We start from the raw sequence: 22,297 nt of genomic DNA on the forward strand, positions 1-22,297 counted from the left end.
CCGTCCCTTTCCGGGGCCGCCGCCCCAAGTGCCGCTGGTGGAAATCCGCTTGGCGTTCGTTGTCCGGTGGATGGATTGACCACGCTAAGAATCCGTATCTACCGTGTCAACAATCCTCCTGTGCATACCACTTGTCGCGCTTAGCCCCTCATTCCGCCATGCGTCCGCAAAGGGGACCTCCGTTGGACATCGCCTTCCTCGGCGGGCCGTTGCCGCAGCGCGGTGTCGGTGTCGTAGCGCCGTTCGACTTCGCCCTCGACCGCGAGCTGTGGCGCTGGGTGCCGGACGATGTGTCACTGCACCTGACGCGTACCCCGTTCGTACCGGTCGAGGTCAGCCTCGACATGGCCCGGATCGTCAGCGAGCACGAGACGTTGCGCGAGGCGGTACGGGCGCTGCACGCCGTCCAGCCGGAGTCGCTGGCGTACGCGTGCACCTCGGGCAGTTTCGTCGGCGGGGTGGCGGGCGAGCGGGCGATGAGCGCGGCGATGAGCCAGGCGTCGGGGGTGGCGCTGCCCGCGGTGACCACCTCGGGCGCGCTGCTGGCGGCGCTGGGCGAGATCGGCGCCCGCCGGGTCGCGGTGGTCACCCCGTACACCAGGTCGGTGACCGACTCCCTGGAGGCGTTCCTGCGCGAGGCCGGGATCGCGGTCACGGGGCGGGCCTACCTCGGGCTGACCCGGCAGATCTGGCAGGTGCCGTACCGCGATGTGGTGGACATGGCCCGCAGTGCGGTGGTGGGCGCGGCCGACGCGTTGTTCATCAGTTGCACCAACCTGCCGACGTACGACGTGATCCCGCAGTTGGAGGCGGAGCTGCGGCTGCCGGTGCTGTCCGCGAACCAGGTGACGATGTGGGCGGCGCTGCGCCGCATCGGCGCGGCGGCCGTCGGCCCGTACCAGGCGCTGCTGGACAACTCGGCGCGGGCCGGGACCGGGCTGGTGGTGGGGCTGCCGGTGGAGCCGTTCCCGGCGGTGGAGGCCTCGGCGCTGCCCGAAGTCGCCCTGGCCGGGCAGCCGTTCGGGGACGCGGAGGTGTTCGACGCCCTCGATCCACCGCCGCCACCGGAGGATCCGCTCGTCAACTGACGCCGCCGCACCGGCTGGTGTGTCGCCGGAACATGTGGGAAGGGGCGGGGGTATGGCTGTTGGCTTCCTCTATCCCGGCCACTCCGCCGAGGACGACTATCCGCGACTGGAACGGCTGCTCGCCGCGTCGGGACCGCCGGTCCGACTACCGCTGGTGCACACCGACATCGGCGAGGACGCGCACCGTGTCGACGCGCTCCTGGAGATGGGCTCCGCGACCCGACTCGCCGCCGGAGCCCGGCAGTTGGCCGGTACGGGTGTGCGGGCCGTGGTCTGGGCGTGCACCTCCGCCAGCTTCGTCTTCGGCTGGGCGGGCGCGGGCGAGCAGGTACGGGAGCTGTCCCGGGCGGCGGGACTGCCCGCGTCCTCGACCTCGTTCGCCTTCGCGCACGCGGTACGGGCGCTGGGCGTGCGGCGGGTCGCGGTCGCCGCGACGTATCCGCGGGACGTGGCCGAGCGCTTCGCGGCATTCCTCGCCGAGGCCGGGGTCTCGGTGGTGAGCGCCCTGAGCAGCGGCATCGTGACCGCCGCCGAGGTCGGTACGTGGGGGCGCGACGAGGTGCTGCGGCTCGCGCGGGGTGGTGACCACCCGGACGCGGAAGCGGTGCTGCTGCCGGACACCGCGCTGCACACGGCGGCCTGGCTCGGCGACCTGGAGTCCGCGCTCGGCAAGCCGGTGCTCACCGCCAACCAGGTCACCGTCTGGGAGGGCCTGCGGCTGATCGGCGCGGAACGCTCCCGCCCGGGGCTGGGCGCGTTGTTCGCTCCCGTGGGGGCCGGGGACGCCACCGGCCCACGATGAGTTCGGCACCGCCGGGCGCGGCTGCCGCCCGTCGGGGGCTGGCCCTTGCCCCGCCGCCGGAGACGTAGGCGTGGCTGCAGCGGGATCCCGCGGGCCGTGCCGGGGCGGTCCTCGCCCGGACCGCGAACACCGGGAACAAAACACCGGGAATAACCGGAGCCAGCATCCGGTTAGCAGCTCGCAGTAGAGGCAACGCGAGCGGGAGGCACGGCGTCGTGGCTGATGAGCGGCAGAACGGGGACGAGATCCGCGGGACGGTGCGAGGCACCGCGCCCGTGCCGTTGTCCGTGTTGGATCTGGCCACCGTCGGCAGCGGGCTGACCGCCACGCAGGCGCTGCGCACCAGCGCGGCGCTCGCACGGCTGGCCGAGGCCCGTGGCTTTCAGCGGTTCTGGGTCGCCGAGCACCACTCCATGCCGGGAGTCGCCAGTTCCTCCCCGGCCGTGATCCTGGCCAACATCGCCGCGCACACCGACACCATCCGGCTCGGCTCGGGTGGCGTCATGCTGCCCAACCACGCGCCGCTGGTCATCGCCGAGCAGTTCGGCACCCTGGAGGCGCTGGCGCCCGGCCGCGTCGACCTCGGTCTCGGCCGCGCGCCGGGTACGGACGGCGCCACGGCGGCGGCGCTGCGCCGCAGCGACGCGCTGCGCGAGGCCGCCGACGACTTCCCGCGGCAGCTCGCCGAGTTGATCCGCTTCCTGGACGACGACTTCCCCGACGGCCATCCGTACCGGCGGATCCATGCCGTGCCGGGGCCGGTCCAGGGCGGTGTGGCCGGCGGTGTGCAGTCGCCGCACCGGCCGCCGGTGTGGCTGCTGGGGTCCAGTGGGTTCAGCGCACGACTGGCGGGCGAGTTGGGGCTGCCGTTCGCCTTCGCGCACCACTTCTCCGCGCGCAACACGGTTCCGGCACTGGAGCTGTACCGGGAGACCTTCCGCCCGTCGGCGGTACTGGACCGCCCGTACGCGCTGATAGGGGTGCAGGCCTTCGCCGCCGAGGAGGAGAAGGAGGCCCGCCGCCAGGTGCTCACCGGTGCCCTGGCGATGCTGCGGCTGCGCACCGGCCGCCCCGGTCTGGTGCCCACGCCGGAGGAGGCGGACGGGTACCCGTTCAGCCCGATGGAGCGGGAGTTCGTGGACTCGTGGCTGGCGGACGTCGAGTACGGCACGCCCGAGACGGTGCGCGAGGGGTTGAACGAGCTGCGGAAGCGCACCGGCGCCGACGAGTTGATGATCACGTCCAACGCGCACGGCGGTGACGCCCGGCTGCGTTCGCTCGAACTGATCGCCGACGCCTACGAGTTGCCCGCCGCGCGCGGCTGACGCTTCCACGTTCAACGGTGGTCCAGATCGGTGGGTCGCACCCCACCGGCCTGGACCTCTCGCTGCCCGGAAAATGGTCTAGTCCAAGATTAGTCCAGACCATTGACGTGGACCTGACCGGTCGGTATTTCCATAACCAGCCGGTGAAACAGCGGGGGCCATGCCCCCTCCGCCCGGCCTCCACCCTGCCCAGGAGGTCCCCCACGTGCGCTTTTCCCGTAGCCCCAGCAGACCACTGACAGCCGCGCTGTCCGTGCTGGCACTGGCCGCGGCCGGTCTCGGCGTCGCCGCGCAGGCCGACGCGTCGTCAGCCGTCCGGCCCGCGGTGCACGCCGCGACCGCGGCCAACACCACCGGTGCGGCGGCCACCAGCGGCGGCCTGAAGGTCGCGTACTACGACCAGTGGTCGATCTACCAGAACGCCTTCTACCCCAAGAACGTCGACAGCGAGGGGATGGCGGGCAAACTCGACTATCTGATCTACGACTTCGAGAACATCGACCCCACCAACCTCACCTGCTTCGAGACCACCAAGGCCACCGACCCCGATCCAGGCGGTGAGAACGACCCCAACGCCGGTGACGGCGCCGGGGACTCGTTCGCCGACTACCAGAAGTCCTACGGCTCGGACATCAGCGTGGACGGCACCGCCGACACCTGGAACCAGCCGATCGCGGGCAACTTCCACCAGCTCCAGGAGCTCAAGGCGAAGAATCCGCACCTGAAGGTGCTGCTCTCGCTGGGCGGTTGGACGTACTCCAAGTACTTCTCCGACGCGGCGGCCAGCGACGCCTCGCGCAAGAAGCTGGTCTCGTCCTGCATCGACATGTTCATCAAGGGCAACCTGCCCTCGCAGGGCGGCTACGGCGGCCCCGGTACCGCCAAGGGCATCTTCGACGGCTTCGACATCGACTGGGAGTACCCGGGCGGCGGCGGACACGTCGGCAACCACTCCAGCACCGCCGACAAGCAGGACTTCACCGCGCTGCTCGCCGAGTTCCGCTCGGAGCTGGACGCCCAGGGCCAGGCCGACGGCAAGAGCTACGCCCTCAGCGCGGCCATCCCCGCGGGCCAGGACAAGATCACCAATGTGCAGACTGACAAGATCGGCCAGTACCTGACGTTCGGGGACGTCATGACGTACGACATGCACGGCGGTTGGGAGGCCACCGGGCCCACGAACCACGCCGCGCCGGTCTACGACAACCCCAACGACCCCAGCCAGCCCATCGCCCCGGGCACCGAGAAGTACTCCGACGACGCGGCGATCCGGGCCTACACCGTGGGCGACCAGCAGTACGGCATACCCGGCGGCTTCCCGGCCAACAAGCTCAACCTCGGGGTGCCGTTCTACTACCGGGGCTGGACCGGCGTACCGGCGGGCAGCAACCACGGCCTGTTCCAGAGCGCTACCGGACCGGCCGCCGGCGCCGCCGACTCCGGGAACGTACCGGGCATCAGGATGTACAAGGAGCTGGCCGGGATCGTCGACAACCCCGGTGACACCTTCTGGGACCCCGCGGCGCAGGCGGCGTACTTCTACGACGGCAACAACTTCTGGTCCGGCGAGGACGCCCAGTCCATCCAGGCCAAGGCCGACTACCTGCACTGCAACGGGCTCGGCGGCACCATGATGTTCTCGCTCTACGACCTGGACCAGAGCGCGTCGCTGTTCAACGACACCGTCAACGACACCAACGGCTCGGCCGCGTCGTGCAGTTCGAGCCCGACCCCCACCCCGACGCCGACCCCCACCCCGACCCCGACCCCGCCGGGCACCTGCACCGCCGCGCCGTGGGACAAGTCCGCGATCTACACCGCGGGCAACACCGTCTCGTACGGCGGACACAGCTGGAAGGCCAAGTGGTGGACGCAGGGCGAACAGCCCGGCACCACCGGCCAGTGGGGCGTCTGGCAGGACCTCGGCGCCTGCTGAGTCCGCGCCGGACCGCCTTCCCCCCACCCGTGATGCTCGGCGGGCTCCGCCGGTCAACGCCCGCCGAGCATCGCGGAGATGCGCTCCGCCGCGACCGGGCGGGAGTAGAACCACCCCTGACCGGTGTCGCATCCGATCCGCCGCAGCCGCTCGGCCTGCTCCGCGTTCTCCACGCACTCCGCGGTGACGGTCAGGCCGAGCCGGTGCGCCAGCTCCACCAGGGCCACGACGATCGTCTCGTCGGCGGGGTTCGGATGTTCGGGCGAACGGAAGCCCCGCACAAACGATCCATCCAGCTTCAGTGCGGCCACCGGGAGTCGGCTCAGATACGCCAGGTTCGAATAGCCGGTGCCGAAGTCGTCGATGGCGATCCGCACGCCCATCTCACTCAGCGCGTGCAGCGCCTGCAGCGGCTGCCCGGCCGAACCCATCACCGCCGACTCGGTCAGCTCCAACTGGAGCAGTTCCGGGGGAAGTCCGGTCTCGTCCAGGATCTCGGCCACATCGGTCACCAGATCCGAGTCCCACACCTGCCGCACCGCCACGTTGACGCTGACGAACAGCGGCTCGTCCGGGTGGTCCTTCTGCCAGGCCCGGGCCCGCCGGCAGGACTCGGCGAGCACCCAGTGGCCGAGCTGGACGATCGAGCCGTTCTCCTCGGCAAGACCGATGAAGCGATTCGGCGCCAGCCTGCCGAACTGGGGGTGCTCCCAGCGCACCAGCGCCTCCACCCCGCGCAGCGCGCCACCGGACAGCGCGACCAGCGGTTGGTACTCCAGTACGAACTCGCCACGCTCCACCGCCTGCCGCAGCGTGCTGGACAGCGACTGGCGGGTCATCCGGTGTGCGTTGCGCTCCGGGTCGAAAAGCGTCCAGCGCGCCTTGCCGTCCGCCTTGGCCCAGTACAGCGTGGTGTCGGCGGCCTGCATCAGACAGGTCGGCGAGGTGCCCGCGGTGGGCCGCTCGACCACGCCGATGCTCGCCGAGACCGCCAGCCGGTGCCCCTCCAGGTCGAACGGCCGTTGCAGCGCGGACAGCACGGTGTCGGCGAGCGCCACCAACTGCTCGGTGTCCTGCGACTCCTCCACCAGCAGGGCGAACTCGTCGCCGCCGAGCCGGGCGGCCAGATGGCCGCCCTCGGCGACGCAGGCGAGCAGCCGGGTGGCGACCGCGGCCAGCAGCCGGTCGCCGATGGCGTGCCCCAGCGTGTCGTTGACCGCCTTGAAGCCGTCCAGGTCGAGGTAGCAGATCCCGACCCGGCCGCTGGTCGGCGAGCGCAGCGCGGCCGAGAGCCGCTCGAAGAACAGGGCGCGGTTGGGCAGCCGGGTCACCGGGTCGTGCATCTGCAAGTGGCGCAGCCGGGCGGCCAGTTCGCGCTGCTCGGTCACGTCCTCCACGGACAGCAGCGCGCCCGCGGAGCGTGCGCCCTGGTCGCGTTGGCGCAGCGACTCGATGGTGACCTCGGCCCACATCCCGTGGCCGTCACGGCTTTTGAGCCGACAGGTCCTGCGCAGCCGCTCCCGGGCACCGCGCAGTACGTCCTGGTAAGCGTCCCGGGACCGCTCGTCGCCGCCGAGTCCGACGAGTTCGGCGGCCCGGCGGTCGGCCAGTCCGGCCGGGTCGGTGCCGAGCAACGAGCCCAGCGCCGGGTTGGCCGCCAGCAGTCGTCCGTCGCGGTCGACCAACGCCATCGCGGTTCGCGCGGCGTTGAAAGCGGCGTGATAATCGCGGAGCTCCGCGGCGGCGCTTCCAGGGATCGGATTGTCACACTCCGTGACGTCTCTGGAGCACTCCGCGGGCTCGCTTTCCCGGCTGACCAAAGGTCCGCCTTCAGCTTGCTCCCGCATCGCAGTCGTCTCGCACAGGTAGTCGGGGAGGTGTGGAGGGAACCGCCGGAAGCGGTTCCTATGCTGGAAATGTGGCGATCATAGAGGTTCGTAGCGGGCCTGAGCCACTGTCACGGTGGTGATTCTTGGCACGTGAAACAGGGTGGGAAGCGGAGTGACCGTTCCTTCGATATCGATGTACCCCTCCGCGTCGGATGCTGCACCCAAATGATCGAACGGGATCACTGGTTACGGAGTGTAGTTAACTGAGTCTGCCTCAATTGGCTCAGTAGAACAGGGCGTACACCCGCAAACCATCACAGGCTGGATGGGTCAGCGAGGGTGGCCCGACTCCTTCCGGGCCGGATCCGTCCGGGAGGCGGTGTGCGAGATCGCCTACGGCGCGTTCGGAGCCGCCTCCAGCCCCGCACGCACGCCGCGACAAGCCGTCGCACGCCCATTGCGACCGGCGTATCGGCTTCGCCGGATACGCCGGTTGTGCGAGGTCCGCGTGGCGGCGGGGGCGCGGGGGGCGGTACCGGGCGCGCGCGGGGTTCCGGCCTCCCCCCGGCAGGGCGGGCGGCGCGGGCTTCGGTGGGTTGGAGACCGCCGGGTTACGCCGTTCAGGTGGCTCGCCGCTGCGGAGGGCAGAAGGTCTCACCACGGTGGCGGATGGGGGGCGCGGGGTGCGGCGGGGGTGGGCGAGGCGCGGGGAGCACCGCCGGCGAGGGGTGGAACCGGCGGGGGGTGGCCATGGTGGTGGGGTTCGTGGCGCTCGTGGCGTGGAGCCTGGTGGCGGGGCCCGCGGCCGCCGCGCCGATGCGGGGGCCGTGCGCGCTGGAACGCACCGACGTACGGCACTCGGAGGGCGTGGACCGCTGGAACGGCGGCTACCCCCGCCCGTTGGGCGACGTGAACGCCGTCATGGTCTTCCTCTCGTTCCCCGACCACGTCCCCGACGTCGACACGCGGGCACTGACCGCCGATCACTTCCCGGCCACCACCACGTTCCTGACCCGCGCCTCGTACGGGCGCCTCCGGCTCCACCCGCACGTCGTACAGCGCTGGTTCCGCATGCCGCGCCCCTCCACGGCGTACGGCATCCACCGCGACTGGGCCGACGGGCTGCGCGCGCAGTACCTCCAGGACGCGATCTCGACCGTCGGCGGAGCCGTCGACTTCCGGCGCTACCCGGTGATCTACCTCGTCGCCGACCCGGACGCCCGCGGCGTGGACGCCGACGCCACCAAGGTGATCAACCTCGCCCGCCCGATCCACTCCGGCCACGCCACCATCGACCGACTGGTGACCGTCTTCGAACACCACCCGCCGGACCAGAACGTACTGGCCCACGAGACCAACCACGTCTTCGACCTGCCGGACCTGTACTTCCGCCCGCCCCCCGGCAGCAACGACTCCTGGGACACCCGGGTGGGCGACTGGGACCTCATGGGCAGCCAGTTCGCCCTGGCCCCCGACCTGTTCGCCTGGCACCGCTGGAAGTACGGCTGGATAGACCCCGGCCAGGTGGTCTGCGTGGACCATCCGGGTACCACCACGCGCACCCTGTCCCCCGTCGAGGTGCGCGGCGGCACCAAGCTGATCGTGGTCCGCGTCAACGTCACCACGGCACTGGCGATCGAGGCCAGGGAGGCCCGGGGCAACGACGAGCACGCCTGCACCCAGGGCGTACTGCTCTACGAGGTGCACACCGACATCCAGTCCGGCGAGGGGCCGATCACCGTGATGGACGGCCATCCGTGGACCGGCGCCTGCTACGGCACGTCCGTGTACCCGCAGCTCGCCGACGCGCCGCTCGGCGTGGGCGAGTCGTACACGTACCACTTCGGGCGCCTGGCGCAGGACGTGCTGAACATCCATGTCGATCGCCACGGGCACCGCGGCTGGACCGTCACGGCGGACGAGCGATGAGGCGGGCGAAGCGCAGGGAGGGCCACATATGGTGGAAAGCCGCCGCGATGGCCGGTGTCCTGCTGCTCGGCGGCGGCAGCTCCACCCTGATCGGCCCCACCGCGTCCAGCGCGCCCCCGACGTCGGCGACCCCCTCCGGCCGCCCCTGCGCGCTGCGGGCCCACCGGGGCACCGAGATGTCCGAGGGTTTCGCCGCGCTCCGCGACCCCGCCTACGCCAGGTCCACCGGGGAGGTGCGCGCCCTCACCCTGTTCATCGACTTCCCGGACGCGCCCGCCCGGGAGAGCGCGGGCAGCCGCTACGCCGAGTTCTTCCCGTTCGTACCGCGGTGGTACGCCCGCGCCTCGTACGGCAGGCTGCGCTACCACGTCTTCCCGGTGCTGCGGTACTTCCGGATGCCGCGCACGTTCGAGTCGTACGGGATAACGCGCGGCTACGGGTGGTCGGTGCACCGCGCGATGATGCGGGACCTGGCCGCGGTGGTCGGGCGCAGCGTGGACTTCCGCGGCTACGACCTGGTCAACGTGATCGCCACGCCCAACGCGGGGCCGCCCGCGGACGAGACGGTGCTCTCCGTCACATGGACCGGCGGCACCGCCGCGCGCACCGAGGACGGCACCCATCTCGACCGGGTCTCCATGATCTACGGCCACGACCAGGCCGGACCGCGGGTGCTCGCGCACGAGAACGGACACATACTCGGCCTGCCCGACCTCTACGCCGCCGACGACTTCCACCGCACCGACCGGCTGGCCGGCCAGTGGGACATCATGTCCCTGGACTGGGGGCTGCAGAGCGATCCGTTCGCCTGGCACAAGTGGCGCCTGGGCTGGCTGGACGACGCTCAGGTGGGGTGCGTCACCGGACGTGGAGCGCGGATCTTCCAGCTCGCGCCCCTTGAGCTGCCAGGCGGCCGCAAGGCGGTGGTGATCCCGTACGGCCGCAGGGCCGCGTATGTGGTGGAGGCGCGCACGGCGCGGGAGAACGACGCGTCGGCGTGCAGCGAGGGGGTGCTGGTGTACCGGGTGCGCACGGATGTGGACACGGGGGACGGGCCGATCAAGGTCATCGACGCCCATCCGGGCACCAGTGCCTGCGAATTCAGCAGCGGCTCGTTCAACTCCCTCAACGACGCTCCCTACCGCGCGGGGGAGCGGTTCGCCGACCGCGACAAGGGCATAGGGGTCGACGTACTGGCCAGGGACGCCGACGGCGGCTGGACGATAAGGGTGACAAGAACGTAGGCCCCCACGATCACGTGGGGGCCTCCATGGTGCGCCGCCAGGGACTTGAACCCCGAACCCGCTGATTAAGAGTCAGCTGCTCTGCCAGTTGAGCTAGCGGCGCCCGTGCGGGAAATACTACCTGACGAAAGGGCGTGCCCTGACCACCCGGCCCTCCGGCCCGAAGCCCACCGGGCGCGGCCCGTCGGGTCCGGTGACGGAGTTCCGAAGGGGTGGGGGAGCGGAGTCCTCCCGGCGAGGCCCGAGCGCCCGGCGTACCCGCACCGCCACATGCAAAGAGGCCCCACACGCAAGCATGTGGGGCCGTTGTGCGCCGCCAGGGACTTGAACCCCGAACCCGCTGATTAAGAGTCAGCTGCTCTGCCAGTTGAGCTAGCGGCGCCGGTCAACGTCGAAGACCTTAGCACCCTGATCCGGAGGAAGAAAAATCGATAAGTCTTCCCTCCTGGTTCACCTCCCGTCCCGCCCCGAGTGGGCCGCCCGCAGGCAGGCCCAGAGCAGCACGGGCGCGCCCGGCAGCCAGGGGTGCCGGGCGCCCGGCGCCACCAGCCAGCGCGACCTGCTGGCACTGTGCTGTCCGTCACACGCCGGCACCAGCGGCGGCACCGTCACCGTCTCGCCCGGCCCGTGGCACATCAGTGGCGGCATCGGCACGCCCCACTCCTCCCAGGCCAGCAGCGCGGGCAGCCGCTCGGCGGTGCCGGGTACGGCGAAGACCAGGATCCGGCCGCGGTGTACCGCCACCGGCCCGCAGCCCGGGCCGGCCGCCCATAACCGGTCCAGGACCCGGCGGCCGAACAGTGCCGGCAGGTTCAGCACGTCGAACGCCGTCCCGCACGGCAGCACACTGGGCGCCGTGGGCCGCGCCGCCCACAGGGCGTGGACACTGCGCGGGAAGGCGCTGGCCGAGGCGAGCCAGTCCGCCCCGTCGACCGTCACGTACTCGGCACGCAGCATGGCGTCCGGCTCCCAGGTATCCGTCATGGCAGACAGATCTACCGGCGCTGTGCACTCCGTTTCGCCGGATCACCGGAATCCGGGACGCCCCTGGCCGCGCGGCACTACGCTTCTCGCATATGCCACCGGCTTGTGGATCCCGTGCATCAGCACGTGCACAGCGTCATTAACCGGTCGGTGGACGGCGCCTCACTCGCGCGGCGGCTGCCCGTTGAGCAGCTCCAGGCCGAAGTCGACCATCCGCTTCGCGTAGTCCTCGCTCCAATCGGCACGCTCCGCGATCGCGGCGATCGACATCCGGTCGAACCGCCGGGGATCCGCGAGCTGCGCCGCCGCGATCGCCTGGAACTCGGTGGCTCGGTCGGCCGCCGCCCGGAACGCCAGCGCCAGCTCGGTGGAGCGGTCCAGCAGCCGCCCCGGGTCCTCTATCGACTCCAGGTCGAAGAAGTGCTCGGGATCGGAGGCCGCCGCCTCGGGTTCGAAAAGCAGCCGCGCGGGCCGCATCCGGTGCTGGGCTGCGTCTGGCGTCTGCTGAGCCGACTGCGGCTCGGACATCTAGGTACCTCCAGATCGTGGGCCGCCTACCATTGTCCCGCACGAGGCAAGGCTGCCGAGCGCCGTGTTCGTTCGGCCGCTTCGGGCGGCGTGCCGGACTCCGCCCGGCGCCGCCGACGGCCCGGCCGAGCGCTCGTCACCGTCTCCAGCGCACCCGGTGCTCCGACAGCCGTGCCAGCACCGCGTGGTTCGCCTCCCAGCCGTCCGGGAACTTCACCGTCACCCCCAGCTGGACCGGCTCCATCGACGGATGCTCGTCCAGCAGCCCGGCCACCCCCGCCCGGCACACCACCACGCACGCGTGCCGATGGCGCGAGGCCAGCACGCACAGCCGTCCGGTCTCCAGGTGGAACGCGGTCGCGTCCGGCCGCCCGGACAGTGGATGCAGCACGACCGTCACGTCGAACTCCCGTCCCTGCAACCGGTTCGCGGTGTCCACCGCGACGCCGGTCACGCCCAACCGGGCCAGCGCGGCCCGTACCGCGGCGGCCTGGTCGCGGTGCGCCGTGCCCACCGCGACGCGGTCGGCGGTGAGCGGCACCGGCTCCTCGGCCCGCTCGCTCACCGTCACTCCGCCACGGTCCAGCAGCCGCCGCACCACCTGGGCCACCGCCGCGACCGCCTCCGGGTCGGTGCGCGGAGTGTGCCGGGCGGGCAGCTCCAGCAGCCCCCAGCCGGACGCCGCCGCCTCGTCCAGCACCCGGTCGGGCCCGCTGCCGTCCGACGCCACCCCGAACGACAGCGTGCGCTCCCCGTGCCCGGTGCCGCTGCGGAACGGCGTGTACGGGTAGAAGGCGTCCGAGATCAGCGGCGCCGCCGAGGCGGGCAGCCGCCAGGACACCGGCAGCCGGTGCTGCGGCAACCCCGGGTTGTGCGCGAGCAGCGTGACCACCGCGCTCGCCGACGGGTCGTACGACAGCCCCGCCCACTGCTCCGCGCCCACCACGCTGAACGGGTCCAGCTGGCCCGGGTCGCCGACGAACAGCGCCCGCTCGAAGAGGCCCGCGACCCGCAGCAGGGCGTCGGAACGCATCTGGTACGCCTCGTCCACGATCGCGTGCCGCCAGGGCTCGACGCCCCTGACGTAGCCCCACTTCGCGGCGGTCGCGAGCACCACCTGCCGGTCCCGCAGCTCGGCGACCTTGGTCGACCGGGCCACAGACGGATGCCGGTCCAGCACCGGATCGGGCGGCGAGTCACTGCCGTGCAACCGGCCGATCGGCAACCGCGGATCGGCCGTCGCCAGCCGGTCCACCAGATCGTCCACCTGTGAGTTGGTCTGCGCGACGATCATCAACTGCTCGCCCGCGGCGGCCAGTTCCCGTGCGGCGCGCACCACCAGGGTGGACTTCCCCGCGCCGGGCGGGGAGTCCACCACCACCCCGCGGTGCGGGCCGTCGCGGGTGTCGCGCAGGATCGCCTCGGTGACGGCCGCCGCCGCCCGCGCCGGGCCGCCGGAGGCCGGGGACGCTTCGCTCACAGGTAGTCCTCGCTCGTCACGGGGTCGGGGGCCACGGCGCTCGACGGGGGACCGCCGTGGGTCCACGGGGTGTCCTCGGCGTCCGGCAACTCGGGCCCGCCGCGCGGCGCGTGCTCGAACAGCGTCCAGCACACCCGGTCGCCCACCTCCGGCACCGAGCCCCTGTCGGGCACCTTGCCGCGCCCCATCCCGTTCAGCAGTTGCACGACCAGCACCCCGGGCGCCGTCCACCCGGTGAACCGCGCCTCCTGCGTACGGCCGTCCTCCAGCGCCCGGTACACGGTGCCGTCCTCGTCCAGGTGCGGCAGGTCGCCGGTGGCGACCGTCAGCAGCGGGCGCGGCCTCGGCACCCTGCCGTCCGAGTACGCCGGCTCCGTCGCCGTGACCTCGCCCGCGAACGCCTCACCGGACAGTCGCCGTCCGGCCATCACCAGCGGATCGTCCAACGCCTCCTGCGCGTCGAGCCGTACCTGCGCGGTCTCCCGGCCCGCGAGCTTCCGCGCCGCGGCGACCGCGTCGTCCACCCTGGGCTGCGGCGGCTCGCCCGCCCGCAGCCGGTCGCGGTGGCCGGTGTACGACCAGCGGTCACCCTTCCAGCGGTCCGCGACATGCCCGCCCGGTGCCAGGGTGCGCAGCAGGTCGATGCCTCGCCACACGTCGTCCCAGGTCGGACGCAACTGGCCGGCCAGCAGCGCACGGATCTCCCGCTCCGCCGGGCCGGTGTCCGCTCCCGCGGAACGCGCCGCGTCGTAGCGGTCCATGGCCGGGGCGAGTGCGGTGTTGTCGAAGACCGGGTCGGTGGCGGGTCCGGCGGGCGGGCAGCACAGCAGTCCGTCCGCTCCCCTGTCGACCTGGGCGCCCAGCGCCGCCCGCGCGCCGTCCATGCCCGCCGGTGGGTCTATCCAGGCCAGCAGCCCGCCCAGGTGCTGGTCCTCAAGGCCGCTCTGGCCGGTGGCCCAGTGCCTGGCCAGCAGCTCGGTCATGGCGAGCAGCAGCGCGCTGCCGGGCGTACGCGCCCGCTCGCCGTAGTGCGTCAACCACCGGCCGAGCAACGGGACCTGGGACGGCGCCGGGTACGGTTCCGCCGGATCCTCCTCGGCGGTCCGCCGGAACCGGGTGGCCCGGCCCAACAGCCGTACGTACTCCACCCCGGCCGGGTTGGGCACGATCAACTGCGGTGCGTCCTCGCACAGTTCGCGCTCGACGGCGACCTTCTTCCCGGTCTCCGGGTCGGTCTCCTTGCCCGGCTCCATGACGGTCCGGTCCTCGTACGAGGCGAGGTACGGCAGCATCTCGTCCGCCAGCTCGGCCAGGAAGGCGGAGCGCAGATCGCGGTCGCGCGGCTGCGGTACGGCCAGCAGGCGCGGCGCGTCCCGCTCGGTGCCGACGAGGGCGCCGAGCGGCGCGCCCACCTCGCCGGCCGTGGTCAGCGGTACGAACACCAGCGGCCGGTCGGAGAGCCACCGGTGCCGCACGGTCGCCAACGGCTGCGCCCGCCCGGCCGCCACGGCCTGGGCCTTGGCCAGTGTCTCCATCAGCGGCATCCGGCCTCCTGGAGTGCTTCGGCGCGCAGCGCCGCCGCCCGGCGAAGTGCGGTGGCGGCCGGGTCGTCGTCCCCGGCCGGGCCGGTCGCGGCGGACAGGATCCGCTCGATCGTGGTCAGCGTGCCGAGTTCACCGCGCAGCGAGCGGCCGAGCGACTGCACGGCGCCGTCGGCGCGGGACTTCTCCCGGCAGTGGTAGGCGAGTTCGCAGCTGTCCAGGCACTCGGGCGCGTACGTGGCGGGTACGGCGGCCACGGAGTCGGCCAGCCGCTCGCCGGTCACGTCGAACGTCGTGCCGTCCGGCAGTGCGGCGGCGATCTCCTCGATCCGGGTGAGCCGGGCCAACTGGCGGCGAGTGACGGACAGTTGCTTGCGTACGTCGACCGTGCGGGCGGTCGGCACGTTGGAGAAGTCCCTGGGGCAGACCAGCAGCACCTCGTGCCGGGGCGGCGTGGCCAGGGCTTCCAGCGCCAGTACGTAGCATGCGGCCTGGCGGGCCGCGGCGCCCACCTTCACCGCGTCGGCGCTGCCGTCCAGGATCGGGAACGACTTGACCTCGATCACCGTCGCCGAGCCGTCCGGACGCACCGCGATCGCGTCCGGCTCCAGGAGGGTGGGGGCGCCCGCCACATCGAGGGCCAGCAGCGGGTGGTCGAGCAGTGTCCAGCCGCCCGCCGCGGCCGCCTCCTTGAGCGCCAGCCGGGTACGGGCCAGGCGGCCCTCCGGGCCTGGGGCGGACAGGTCCGGCAACGCGGCGTCGTCGGCGCCGAGCAGACGCAGCAACTCGGCGCAGCCGTCGGCCTTGACGCGTGCCTCGAACGCGTTGCCGCGGGTGAAGGCGAAGCGGGACTGGCCGAAGCGGGTGGGGGCGCCGAGGGCTTGTGCGACGGACGTCTTGTCCACGCCCGCCGCGTCCAGTAGTGCGCGGCGCGCGCAGCCGGGGTTGGCCGCCAGCGCGGCCAGCGCTCTGGCGTCCAACGCCTTCGGCTGGACGCCGGGGCCGCGCAGTGCCGCGAGGGTGGCGGCCAGCGGGGCGGTGGTACTGGTGCGGTCACTCACGCCCCGCAGTCTCCCATCCGCCCACGTGTTCCGGCGGCGCGCCCGCCGGGCTGGGGGTGGTGGGCTGCTGCGCGCGGGTGCGCGAATCGGGGGCGTGCCCGTCCGCCCGCCCGTTCGCCGTCGGCCCTCGCCTGCCGTTGCGCGCGGCGGGTCGCGGGGCGCAGGTGTGGCGCGGTGTCTCCTGGATCCGGTCGGTGTTCACGGTCGCGATCGTCGCGGGGTGCTGCGGGACACCCGGCGCGCGCCTTCCGCGGTGCCCTGCGAAGAGGGCGGGCGGGGGTGAGACCCCGAATCCCAGCGGGAGCGCAGGGTCAGCGGCGCTGTGCCAGCAGGGCGCCCAGGCCCATCACGGCCGCGCCTGCTAGGGCGTCAAGGAGATAGTGGTTGGCGGTGCCCAGTACGACCAGCGCGATGACCACCGGGTACGCGGCCCCGACCGCCCGCACCCAGGGAGTGCGCGCATAGCGCCACAGGGCGAACCCGCACCACAGCGCCCACCCCACATGCAGGCTGGGCATCGCCGCGTACTGGTTGGTCAACCCACCGAGCCCCTGCGGCGCACTCGCGTCCCCGCCCCACCAGCCGAAGGACGCGTACTGCGCGAGGGTGTCGTGGAAGCCGGTGGCCGCTGGTAGCAGCCGGGGCGGCGCGGTCGGCAGCAGGGTGAAGCCGACCAGCCCTATCAACGTGGAGACCATCAGCCACGTCCGCATGAACAGGTACCGGTCACTGTGCCGCCGCCACAGCCACACCAGCACGCCCGGCGTCACGAGGTAATGCAGCGTCGCGTAGCAGAAGCACGCCGGTATCCCGAGCCACGCCGCATGGGTGAACACCCCGTTGAGCACATGCTCAGGAGCGGCGTGCAACGCCCGCTCTATTCGCAGAATCGTTTCTCCGTGCGCAACCGCACGCCCGGTGTCCCCCGCCACCAGCAATCGTCCGGCCGAGTACGCCGCGTAGACGAGGGCGATGAGCGACAGCTCCGCCCACCAACGGGGCCTGCTCCTGGGTACCGCCCCGGCGCGGGCCGCGGTGCTCGACATCGGTGGGAATCTCCGTCTCTGCGCGTACGGTGGTTGCGAGCGCTCTACCGTACGCCGTACGTTATGCACTCCGCGCACCGCCCCCGGCGCCGTGCCGTTCGGCCGGTGTTCACTCGCCCGCGACCGGGTACGCCGTAGGACGCCGAGCGGCAACCCCGGGGTTGCCGTAACACCAACAACATCCGTCACACAGATCGCTGCCCATGACGAACCCACAGCCCGCCCGCCGCCGCGTCCCGCGCAACACGCTCAACCGGGAACGCGTCCTCGGCGCCGCCGTCGACCTGCTGGACCACGCCGGTCCCGACGCCTTCACGATGCGGGCGCTCGCCCAGCGGCTGGGCGTCGGAACCATGGCCGTCTACAGCCACTTCAAGGGCAAGGACGAGATCATCGACGCCGTCCGCGAACGACTGCTCGCCGAGGTCGAGTTGCCCCCGGCGGGCAGCGGCCGTACCCCGCGCGAGGAACTGCGCGAGCTGTGCGGGGCCGTCTACCGGCTGCTCTCCGACCACCCCTCGGTTCTCCACCTGCTCACCGTCCGCCCGGTGCACGGCGATGAGGGCACCGCCGTCGTGGAGCGCATCGTCGGCCTGCTGCTGGCCACCGGACTCGACCGGCCCGCGGCGGCCCGCGCGCAGACCGCGCTGATGCAGTACACCGTCGGCGCCGCCCTGTGGACCGCGCGTGGCCGCCAGCGCGCGGGCGGCCACGAGGACCCGGGCGCCGCCCTGCGTACCCGGTTCGCCGAACTGCCCGCAGAGCGCTATCCGCACCTGGTCGACCTCGCCCCCGAGCTGGCGGCGGCCCAGGACGGCCTGCCCCAGTACGAGCACGGCCTGGACGCCCTGCTCGGCGGCCTGCTCGCCGGGTACTGAACGCGGTGGGCGATGATGGTCTGCGGGTCCCCGCCCAGCAGGGCGGTCGGCCCTCGTAAGCAATCGGCCGGGGGGCCCGGGGTTTCTCCCCCGGGATACGCAGTCTGAAAGGCCCTTCCTCGGTATGGCACCGCGCATGTTCCTCGTCCGGCACGGTCAGACCGAGTGGTCGGTCACCGGCCGCCACACCGGCCGCACCGACATCCCGCTCACCGAGGAGGGGCGGCGCACCGCGCGGCTGCTCGGCGACCGGTTGAGCCGCGCGCCCTGGCACGGCCTGCCGGACGTCGAGGTGCGCACCAGCCCGTTGTCCCGCGCCCGGGAAACCTGTGAGCTGGCCGGATTCGGCGCCCGCGGCAAGGAGTGGGAGACGCTCATGGAGTGGGACTACGGCGCCTACGAGGGCCTGACCCCGGCCGGGATACGGGCGGGCCGCCCGGACTGGCTGGTGTGGCGGGACGGCGCCGAGCGCGGTGAGACGGTCGCGGAGATGACCGCGCGGGCCGACGAGACCGTGGCATGGGCGCGCTCCGCGGACCGTGATGTGCTGGTGTTCGCGCACGGCCACTTCCTGCGCGCGCTCGGCGCGCGCTGGCTCGGCCACGACCTCGCCTTCGGCGCGACGATCAAGTTGGACCCGGCGTCCCTGTCGGTGCTGGGCTGGGCCTACGGTGCCCCGGCCATCGAGCGCTGGAACGACACGGGCCACCTCGACTGACCTCTCGGTGGAGGGCTCGCCTTGGTTATTCGGGGGCGCACCCCCAAGCCCCCAAGGAAAGCGCCTGCGTGTCCGCGTAGGACGGTAGGCCGGGGTCCGCCGCGGCCGGGTCCGCGATGGCGCACGCAGTGCGGAGCGCGCTGTGCAGGGCGACACGGAACAGCAGGGAGCCCGTGCTCACCCGCGCCACGCCCGATTCGGCGAGCCGCTCGTAGCTGAGCCCCGGCGCGTACAGCACGTTGAGTGGCGCGTCGAGGTCGCGGACCAGGCCCGCGATGGTGTCCTCGTCCGTAAGCCCCGGCACGAACACCCCGTCCGCGCCCGCGCGTTGGTACGCCTCGGCGCGGCGGAGCGTCTGGCCGGTCGGCGCGTCGGCCAGCCAGTACGTGTCCGTCCTGGCGTTGACGAACAGCCGCGGCGCGGCCTGCTTCGCGGCCTCGATCACCTCGCACTGATGGCCCACCGGCACCAGGCGGCCGTCCGCGCGGCCGTCCTCGATATTCACCCCGGCCACCCCGGCCCTCGCCAACTCGGCGGCGAGTTCGGCGACCTGCCCGGGGTCCTCGCTGAACCCGCCCTCGATGTCCACGGTGACCGGCACCGGCAGCCGGGCCAACCCCCGGGCCAGCGCCAGCGTTTGCTCTCGGGTGGCCCCGGTGCCGTCGGGCAGTCCGGCCGCCGCGGCGACCCCCAGGCTGGTGGTGCCGATCGCGGCGAACCCGCGATCCACCAACGCCGCCGCCGAGGCGTGGTCCCAGGCGTTCGGCAGCAGTAGCGGCCGGTCGGCGTGGTGCAGCCGACGGAAGTGCGCGAACCGGTCGTCGTCCATGGCACCGACGCTAGTGCCGGTTCACTTCGGCCGCCGTCGAACCGTCGTCGACCGAGCGCGCCCTCACACCGCGTGCTTGGCGACGTACCCGTCGAGGAACGTGGACACCGCCGACCTGCGCCGGTACGGGCGCAGCGCGCGTGCCGCCACGTCCAACATCCCCTGGATGCGCGAGGACTTGACCCGCTCGCCCAGCAACTCCAGTGCCCGGCAGCCCGCCTTCGCGGCCTCGTCGGGTTCCCCGCTGGCGGCCAGGTCGCCGGCGAGCTCCGCACTGTAGAGCGCGATGTTCCGGGTGAAATGGGAGTCTTGGAGCGCGACGCCCCGGCGGGCGTGCGCTGCCGCGCGCCGGTAGTCGCCCAGCCGTGACCAGCACTGTGCCTCAAGGCCCTCCATCTCTGCCTCACCGTAGAACGTCATCCACTCCGGATCGCAGTCGGCCGGGCCGCGTCCGTACAGCCGTTGCGCCCGCAGCAGTGCCCGCTCGCAGGCGACCCGGTCACCGAGCCCGGCCCAGCCGCCCGCCTCGCGCAGCGCGAGCAGTGACAGCAGCCGGGACGAGCCGAGTCTGGTCGCCGCCCGCTGGGCCGCCTGCGCGGCCCGTACCGCCTCCCGCGGCCGGTCGGCGTCGCGGGCCAGGAACGAGGTGTTGCAGAAGGCGTGCGCCTCCAGCGCCGCATCGCCCGCCATCCGCGCTGTGGCCAGCGCCTCCGCGTAGTACGAGCGGGCCTCGTCGTGCCGCCCCGAGTCATGCGCCAACCAACCGACGGAGATGGCGAGTTCACCGGAGCCGCTGTGCAACCGGTCGGCCACCGGCTGGCTGTACGCGCCCTCTTCGAGCATCGCGTAGGCGCTGCGCAGCCAGTGCCCGGCGCGCGCGTAGAGTCCGTCCGCGCCGTGCCGGTCGTCGAGCAACCGGATCTGGCGCACCGCCTCCTCGACGGTCCGCACCTCGGGGCGGCCGATCCGGCGGGGCGCGGCCGAGGCGGAGCCGCCCGGCAGCGTCGCCGCCAGCGCGGCGGCCGGGCCGCTGGTCATGAATGCGCGACGTAGCACGTCGCTCTCCTCGTCACTGTGGGTGTGTTCATCGCGTGCGCCGAACCCGTACGCCTGTGGGCCGCTACCGGCCCCGGCAGCGGCCCGGCGGGCCTCGCGCGCCCGCCGTCCGCGCACCGTGTCGCGCGGCGCGAACCCCAGTTCCGCGAGCGAATATCCGGGGAACATGTGCTTGAACACCCGCTCGTACGCGTAGTTGGGGCATCGGATCTCGCCGGACTCCACGCGCCCGATGTACCGGGCGTCGCAGCTCACTCGCTCGCCGATCTCGCGAGCCGCCCGCCGTACCGCCGCCGAGAACTCGCCCGGCGAGAGGTCGCCGCGGATCCGGCGGAAGGCGGTGTTGGGCCCGGAACGGTCCGGTGTGGGTGAGGGTGCCATGGCGGGGCCTCCCCTGGTCATGCGCTCGTGTGCTGGTGGCTGATTCGGCGGGCACGACCGTACCCGCTGTGATCGGCCAACCACCCATTGTTTGGCTACAAAACGGATATCTCATCCGGCATTCGCCATTAAGTGCCATCCTTTGCGGCGGCACACGCCCGTAGCGGTTGACGGCGCGCCGCGTTGTGCATGGTGTACGGACGAAGGCAGTTGCGCTCCCGACTGCGAGGAGGGTTCCCCTTGTTGGACACCGGTGGGGCACACAGGTCGTATGCGGCAGCGCGCGCCGACGGGCTCGCGGCTGCCCCCGGCGGTGGTGACCGTCCGCCTGCCGCCCCCGCCTGGGACCTGGTCACCGTGCCCTCCCGGCAGGGCCTGGAAGCGGTGGACATCCTGCGGCTGCGCACCGGTGTCGGCCCGGTGCTGCACGACGCCTCCGGTGACACCCTCGGTTTCCTGGTGCCCGCCGGTACCGCCGCCGACTGGGACCTGCCGGGCAGCGCCTGCATCCAGACGCACCGCCGGGTCCGTGCCGCCGCGGGCGATCCGCCCGTCGCGGGCACCCGCTGGCTGGTCGCCCCGGAACACAGCAACCCGGTCAACGACCCGACGCTGCTGCGGCTGGCGCTCGGCGAGGCCACCCGTACCATCCGGGCCGCCGAGGGCATCCAGGCCGCTGACGGCCGGTAGCCCGGCGGTGACCGCCGCGCCCCCCGGTCCTCGCCGATACTGGTGAGGTGGCAGGCAAGAGGCAGGGCAGGTCGCGCACCCCGGAGCCGGTGCGCGAGAAGGTCGACGGCGGCGTGGCGGAGCTGGTGCCCGACCGTGAGCGGCCGCGTGCCTGGTCACTGCTGATCGACGGCGCCCCGCAGTCCCACGTGGACCTCGACGACCCCACACGGCTCGAATTCGCCTACCAGCGGCGGCTCGGCCATGTCGTGGACCTGGTGAGCCCGCCCGGCCAGCCGCTGCACGTGGTGCATCTCGGCGGCGGGGCGCTGACCCTGCCGCGCTATGTCGCCGCCACCCGTCCCCGGTCCACCCAGCAGGTCATCGAGAACGACGCCGCCCTGGTCCAACTGGTACGCAGGGAGCTGCCGTTGGACCGCTCCTGGCGGATCCGGGTACGCGGCGGCGACGCCCGCGAGGGTCTGGCCAAACTCCCGGACCACTGGGCGCACCTGATCATCGCCGACGTCTTCACCGGTGCCCGCACCCCCGCCCATCTGACCAGCACCGAGTTCCTCGCCGAGGCCGCCCGGGTGCTAAGGCCCAGCGGTTGGTACGCGGCCAACCTCACCGACGGCGGCCGGCTGGACTTCCTGCGCTCCCAGGTCGCCACCGTACGGGCCTGCTTCCCCGAGTGCCTGCTCGCCGCCGACCCGGCCGTACTGCGCGGGCGCCGCTTCGGCAACGCGCTGCTGCTGGGCACCGCGGGCGAGCTCCCGGTCGCCGACCTGACCCGCCGCATCGCCACCGACCCGCACCCCGGCCGGGTCGAACACGGCCGCGTCCTGGCCGACTTCACGGCGGGCGCGGTGGCGGTCACTGACGCGACCGCCAAGTCGTCTCCGGCCCCGCCGGACGACATCTTCCGCTAGGGAGAGTCCCTTTGGGGGGCAAGCCCCAAAGAGGATTCCTG

At 72.6% G+C, this 22,297-nt stretch carries 20 protein-coding genes and 2 tRNA genes; 10 read left to right on the top strand and 12 right to left on the bottom strand.

From position 1 onward, the window contains the following. Positions 1–182 precede the first annotated feature (182 nt). The 4 genes from O5O46_RS24815 to O5O46_RS24830 all read left to right on the top strand — a co-directional run bounded on the left by O5O46_RS24815 (position 183) and on the right by O5O46_RS24830 (position 5,151). Complete coding sequence (locus tag O5O46_RS24815) at positions 183–1,088, top strand: maleate cis-trans isomerase family protein (protein ID WP_269857767.1); 906 nt, start codon at positions 183–185, stop codon at positions 1,086–1,088. Positions 1,089–1,140: 52 nt separating this feature from the next. After that, complete coding sequence (locus O5O46_RS24820; RefSeq protein ID WP_269857768.1) at positions 1,141–1,890, top strand: maleate cis-trans isomerase family protein; 750 nt, start codon at positions 1,141–1,143, stop codon at positions 1,888–1,890. Between the two features lie 215 nt (positions 1,891–2,105). Then, a complete protein-coding gene (locus O5O46_RS24825) occupies positions 2,106–3,215 on the top strand; it encodes an LLM class flavin-dependent oxidoreductase (protein WP_269857769.1) in 1,110 nt (369 codons plus the stop codon). 160 nt (positions 3,216–3,375) lie between these two features. Then, on the top strand, positions 3,376–5,151 hold the full coding sequence (locus O5O46_RS24830) for a glycosyl hydrolase family 18 protein (protein ID WP_443072614.1): 1,776 nt from the start codon (positions 3,376–3,378) through the stop codon (positions 5,149–5,151). Positions 5,152–5,204: 53 nt separating this feature from the next. On the opposite strand, the gene O5O46_RS24835 is transcribed toward O5O46_RS24830, so the two are convergent. Next, a complete protein-coding gene (locus O5O46_RS24835) occupies positions 5,205–6,998 on the bottom strand; it encodes a putative bifunctional diguanylate cyclase/phosphodiesterase (RefSeq protein WP_269857771.1) in 1,794 nt (597 codons plus the stop codon). Positions 6,999–7,730: 732 nt separating this feature from the next. On the opposite strand from O5O46_RS24835, the gene O5O46_RS24840 reads away from it, so the two are divergent. Together O5O46_RS24840 and O5O46_RS24845 are read left to right on the top strand one after the other, a co-directional pair. Next, positions 7,731–8,909 (top strand): M6 family metalloprotease domain-containing protein, encoded by a 1,179-nt coding sequence (locus O5O46_RS24840; protein ID WP_269857772.1) that lies wholly within the window; start codon positions 7,731–7,733, stop codon positions 8,907–8,909. Further along, positions 8,906–10,153, top strand: coding sequence for a M6 family metalloprotease domain-containing protein (locus O5O46_RS24845; RefSeq protein WP_269857773.1), 1,248 nt, complete (start codon positions 8,906–8,908; stop codon positions 10,151–10,153). Before O5O46_RS24840 ends, O5O46_RS24845 begins: the two co-directional genes overlap by 4 nt. Positions 10,154–10,180: 27 nt before the next feature. Here O5O46_RS24845 and O5O46_RS24850 read toward each other — a convergent pair. From O5O46_RS24850 to O5O46_RS24890, 9 genes are all read right to left on the bottom strand, one after another. Continuing rightward, positions 10,181–10,256, bottom strand: a tRNA-Lys gene (locus tag O5O46_RS24850). A 206-nt stretch (positions 10,257–10,462) separates the two neighbouring features. Next, a tRNA-Lys gene (locus tag O5O46_RS24855) sits at positions 10,463–10,535 on the bottom strand. Between the two features lie 68 nt (positions 10,536–10,603). After that, entirely contained in the window at positions 10,604–11,137 is a 534-nt protein-coding gene (locus O5O46_RS24860; RefSeq protein ID WP_269857774.1) for a bifunctional DNA primase/polymerase, read from the bottom strand. Positions 11,138–11,299: 162 nt separating this feature from the next. Further along, positions 11,300–11,665 (bottom strand): hypothetical protein, encoded by a 366-nt coding sequence (locus O5O46_RS24865; protein WP_269857775.1) that lies wholly within the window; start codon positions 11,663–11,665, stop codon positions 11,300–11,302. Between the two features lie 136 nt (positions 11,666–11,801). Then, positions 11,802–13,145, bottom strand: a complete 1,344-nt coding sequence (locus O5O46_RS24870) for an AAA domain-containing protein (protein WP_269857776.1) — start codon at positions 13,143–13,145, stop codon at positions 11,802–11,804. Continuing rightward, positions 13,142–14,689: a hypothetical protein gene (locus O5O46_RS24875; RefSeq protein ID WP_269857777.1), complete on the bottom strand. Its 1,548-nt coding sequence runs from the start codon at positions 14,687–14,689 to the stop codon at positions 13,142–13,144. Before O5O46_RS24875 ends, O5O46_RS24870 begins: the two co-directional genes overlap by 4 nt. Beyond that, positions 14,680–15,756, bottom strand: coding sequence for a hypothetical protein (locus O5O46_RS24880; protein WP_443072617.1), 1,077 nt, complete (start codon positions 15,754–15,756; stop codon positions 14,680–14,682). The genes O5O46_RS24875 and O5O46_RS24880 overlap by 10 nt, the downstream gene beginning before the upstream one ends. Further along, entirely contained in the window at positions 15,740–15,949 is a 210-nt protein-coding gene (locus O5O46_RS24885; RefSeq protein WP_269857779.1) for a hypothetical protein, read from the bottom strand. The genes O5O46_RS24880 and O5O46_RS24885 overlap by 17 nt, the downstream gene beginning before the upstream one ends. 109 nt (positions 15,950–16,058) lie before the next feature. Next, positions 16,059–16,793, bottom strand: coding sequence for a phosphatase PAP2 family protein (locus O5O46_RS24890; protein WP_443072615.1), 735 nt, complete (start codon positions 16,791–16,793; stop codon positions 16,059–16,061). A 203-nt stretch (positions 16,794–16,996) separates the two neighbouring features. Between O5O46_RS24890 and O5O46_RS24895 the strand changes: the two genes are divergently transcribed. Continuing rightward, positions 16,997–17,671 (top strand): TetR/AcrR family transcriptional regulator, encoded by a 675-nt coding sequence (locus tag O5O46_RS24895; RefSeq protein ID WP_269857780.1) that lies wholly within the window; start codon positions 16,997–16,999, stop codon positions 17,669–17,671. Between the two features lie 124 nt (positions 17,672–17,795). Beyond that, entirely contained in the window at positions 17,796–18,389 is a 594-nt protein-coding gene (locus tag O5O46_RS24900; protein WP_269857781.1) for a histidine phosphatase family protein, read from the top strand. Positions 18,390–18,414: 25 nt separating this feature from the next. Here the strand turns inward: O5O46_RS24900 and O5O46_RS24905 are convergent, their stop codons facing one another. Then, a complete protein-coding gene (locus O5O46_RS24905) occupies positions 18,415–19,218 on the bottom strand; it encodes an isocitrate lyase/PEP mutase family protein (RefSeq protein ID WP_269857782.1) in 804 nt (267 codons plus the stop codon). A 63-nt stretch (positions 19,219–19,281) separates the two neighbouring features. Further along, entirely contained in the window at positions 19,282–20,655 is a 1,374-nt protein-coding gene (locus tag O5O46_RS24910) for a tetratricopeptide repeat protein (RefSeq protein WP_269857783.1), read from the bottom strand. Between the two features lie 240 nt (positions 20,656–20,895). Here O5O46_RS24910 and O5O46_RS24915 point away from each other — a divergent pair, with 240 nt between their 5' ends. Both O5O46_RS24915 and O5O46_RS24920 read left to right on the top strand, forming a co-directional pair. Further along, positions 20,896–21,345 carry a hypothetical protein gene (locus O5O46_RS24915; protein WP_269857784.1) on the top strand — a complete coding sequence of 150 codons (450 nt, stop codon included), beginning with the start codon at positions 20,896–20,898 and terminating at the stop codon, positions 21,343–21,345. Between the two features lie 47 nt (positions 21,346–21,392). Continuing rightward, a complete protein-coding gene (locus O5O46_RS24920; protein ID WP_269857785.1) occupies positions 21,393–22,256 on the top strand; it encodes a spermidine synthase in 864 nt (287 codons plus the stop codon). Positions 22,257–22,297: the final 41 nt, after the last annotated feature.

The organism is Streptomyces sp. RPT161, from assembly GCF_027533845.1.
GTDB classification, from domain to species: domain Bacteria; phylum Actinomycetota; class Actinomycetes; order Streptomycetales; family Streptomycetaceae; genus Streptantibioticus_A; species Streptantibioticus_A silvisoli_A.

Excerpts from the sequence above, each read along its gene's own strand:
- O5O46_RS24820 (WP_269857768.1), top strand. The coding sequence starts at position 1,141 with ATGGCTGTTGGCTTCCTCTATCCCGGCCACTCCGCCGAGGACGACTAT.
- O5O46_RS24830 (WP_443072614.1), top strand. The coding sequence starts at position 3,376 with ATGCCCCCTCCGCCCGGCCTCCACCCTGCCCAGGAGGTCCCCCACGTG.
- O5O46_RS24835 (WP_269857771.1), bottom strand. The coding sequence starts at position 6,998 with ATGCGGGAGCAAGCTGAAGGCGGACCTTTGGTCAGCCGGGAAAGCGAG.
- O5O46_RS24840 (WP_269857772.1), top strand. The coding sequence starts at position 7,731 with ATGGTGGTGGGGTTCGTGGCGCTCGTGGCGTGGAGCCTGGTGGCGGGG.
- O5O46_RS24845 (WP_269857773.1), top strand. The coding sequence starts at position 8,906 with ATGAGGCGGGCGAAGCGCAGGGAGGGCCACATATGGTGGAAAGCCGCC.
- O5O46_RS24860 (WP_269857774.1), bottom strand. The coding sequence starts at position 11,137 with ATGACGGATACCTGGGAGCCGGACGCCATGCTGCGTGCCGAGTACGTG.
- O5O46_RS24865 (WP_269857775.1), bottom strand. The coding sequence starts at position 11,665 with ATGTCCGAGCCGCAGTCGGCTCAGCAGACGCCAGACGCAGCCCAGCAC.
- O5O46_RS24875 (WP_269857777.1), bottom strand. The coding sequence starts at position 14,689 with ATGCCGCTGATGGAGACACTGGCCAAGGCCCAGGCCGTGGCGGCCGGG.
- O5O46_RS24890 (WP_443072615.1), bottom strand. The coding sequence starts at position 16,793 with ATGTCGAGCACCGCGGCCCGCGCCGGGGCGGTACCCAGGAGCAGGCCC.
- O5O46_RS24895 (WP_269857780.1), top strand. The coding sequence starts at position 16,997 with ATGACGAACCCACAGCCCGCCCGCCGCCGCGTCCCGCGCAACACGCTC.
- O5O46_RS24900 (WP_269857781.1), top strand. The coding sequence starts at position 17,796 with ATGGCACCGCGCATGTTCCTCGTCCGGCACGGTCAGACCGAGTGGTCG.
- O5O46_RS24905 (WP_269857782.1), bottom strand. The coding sequence starts at position 19,218 with ATGGACGACGACCGGTTCGCGCACTTCCGTCGGCTGCACCACGCCGAC.
- O5O46_RS24910 (WP_269857783.1), bottom strand. The coding sequence starts at position 20,655 with ATGGCACCCTCACCCACACCGGACCGTTCCGGGCCCAACACCGCCTTC.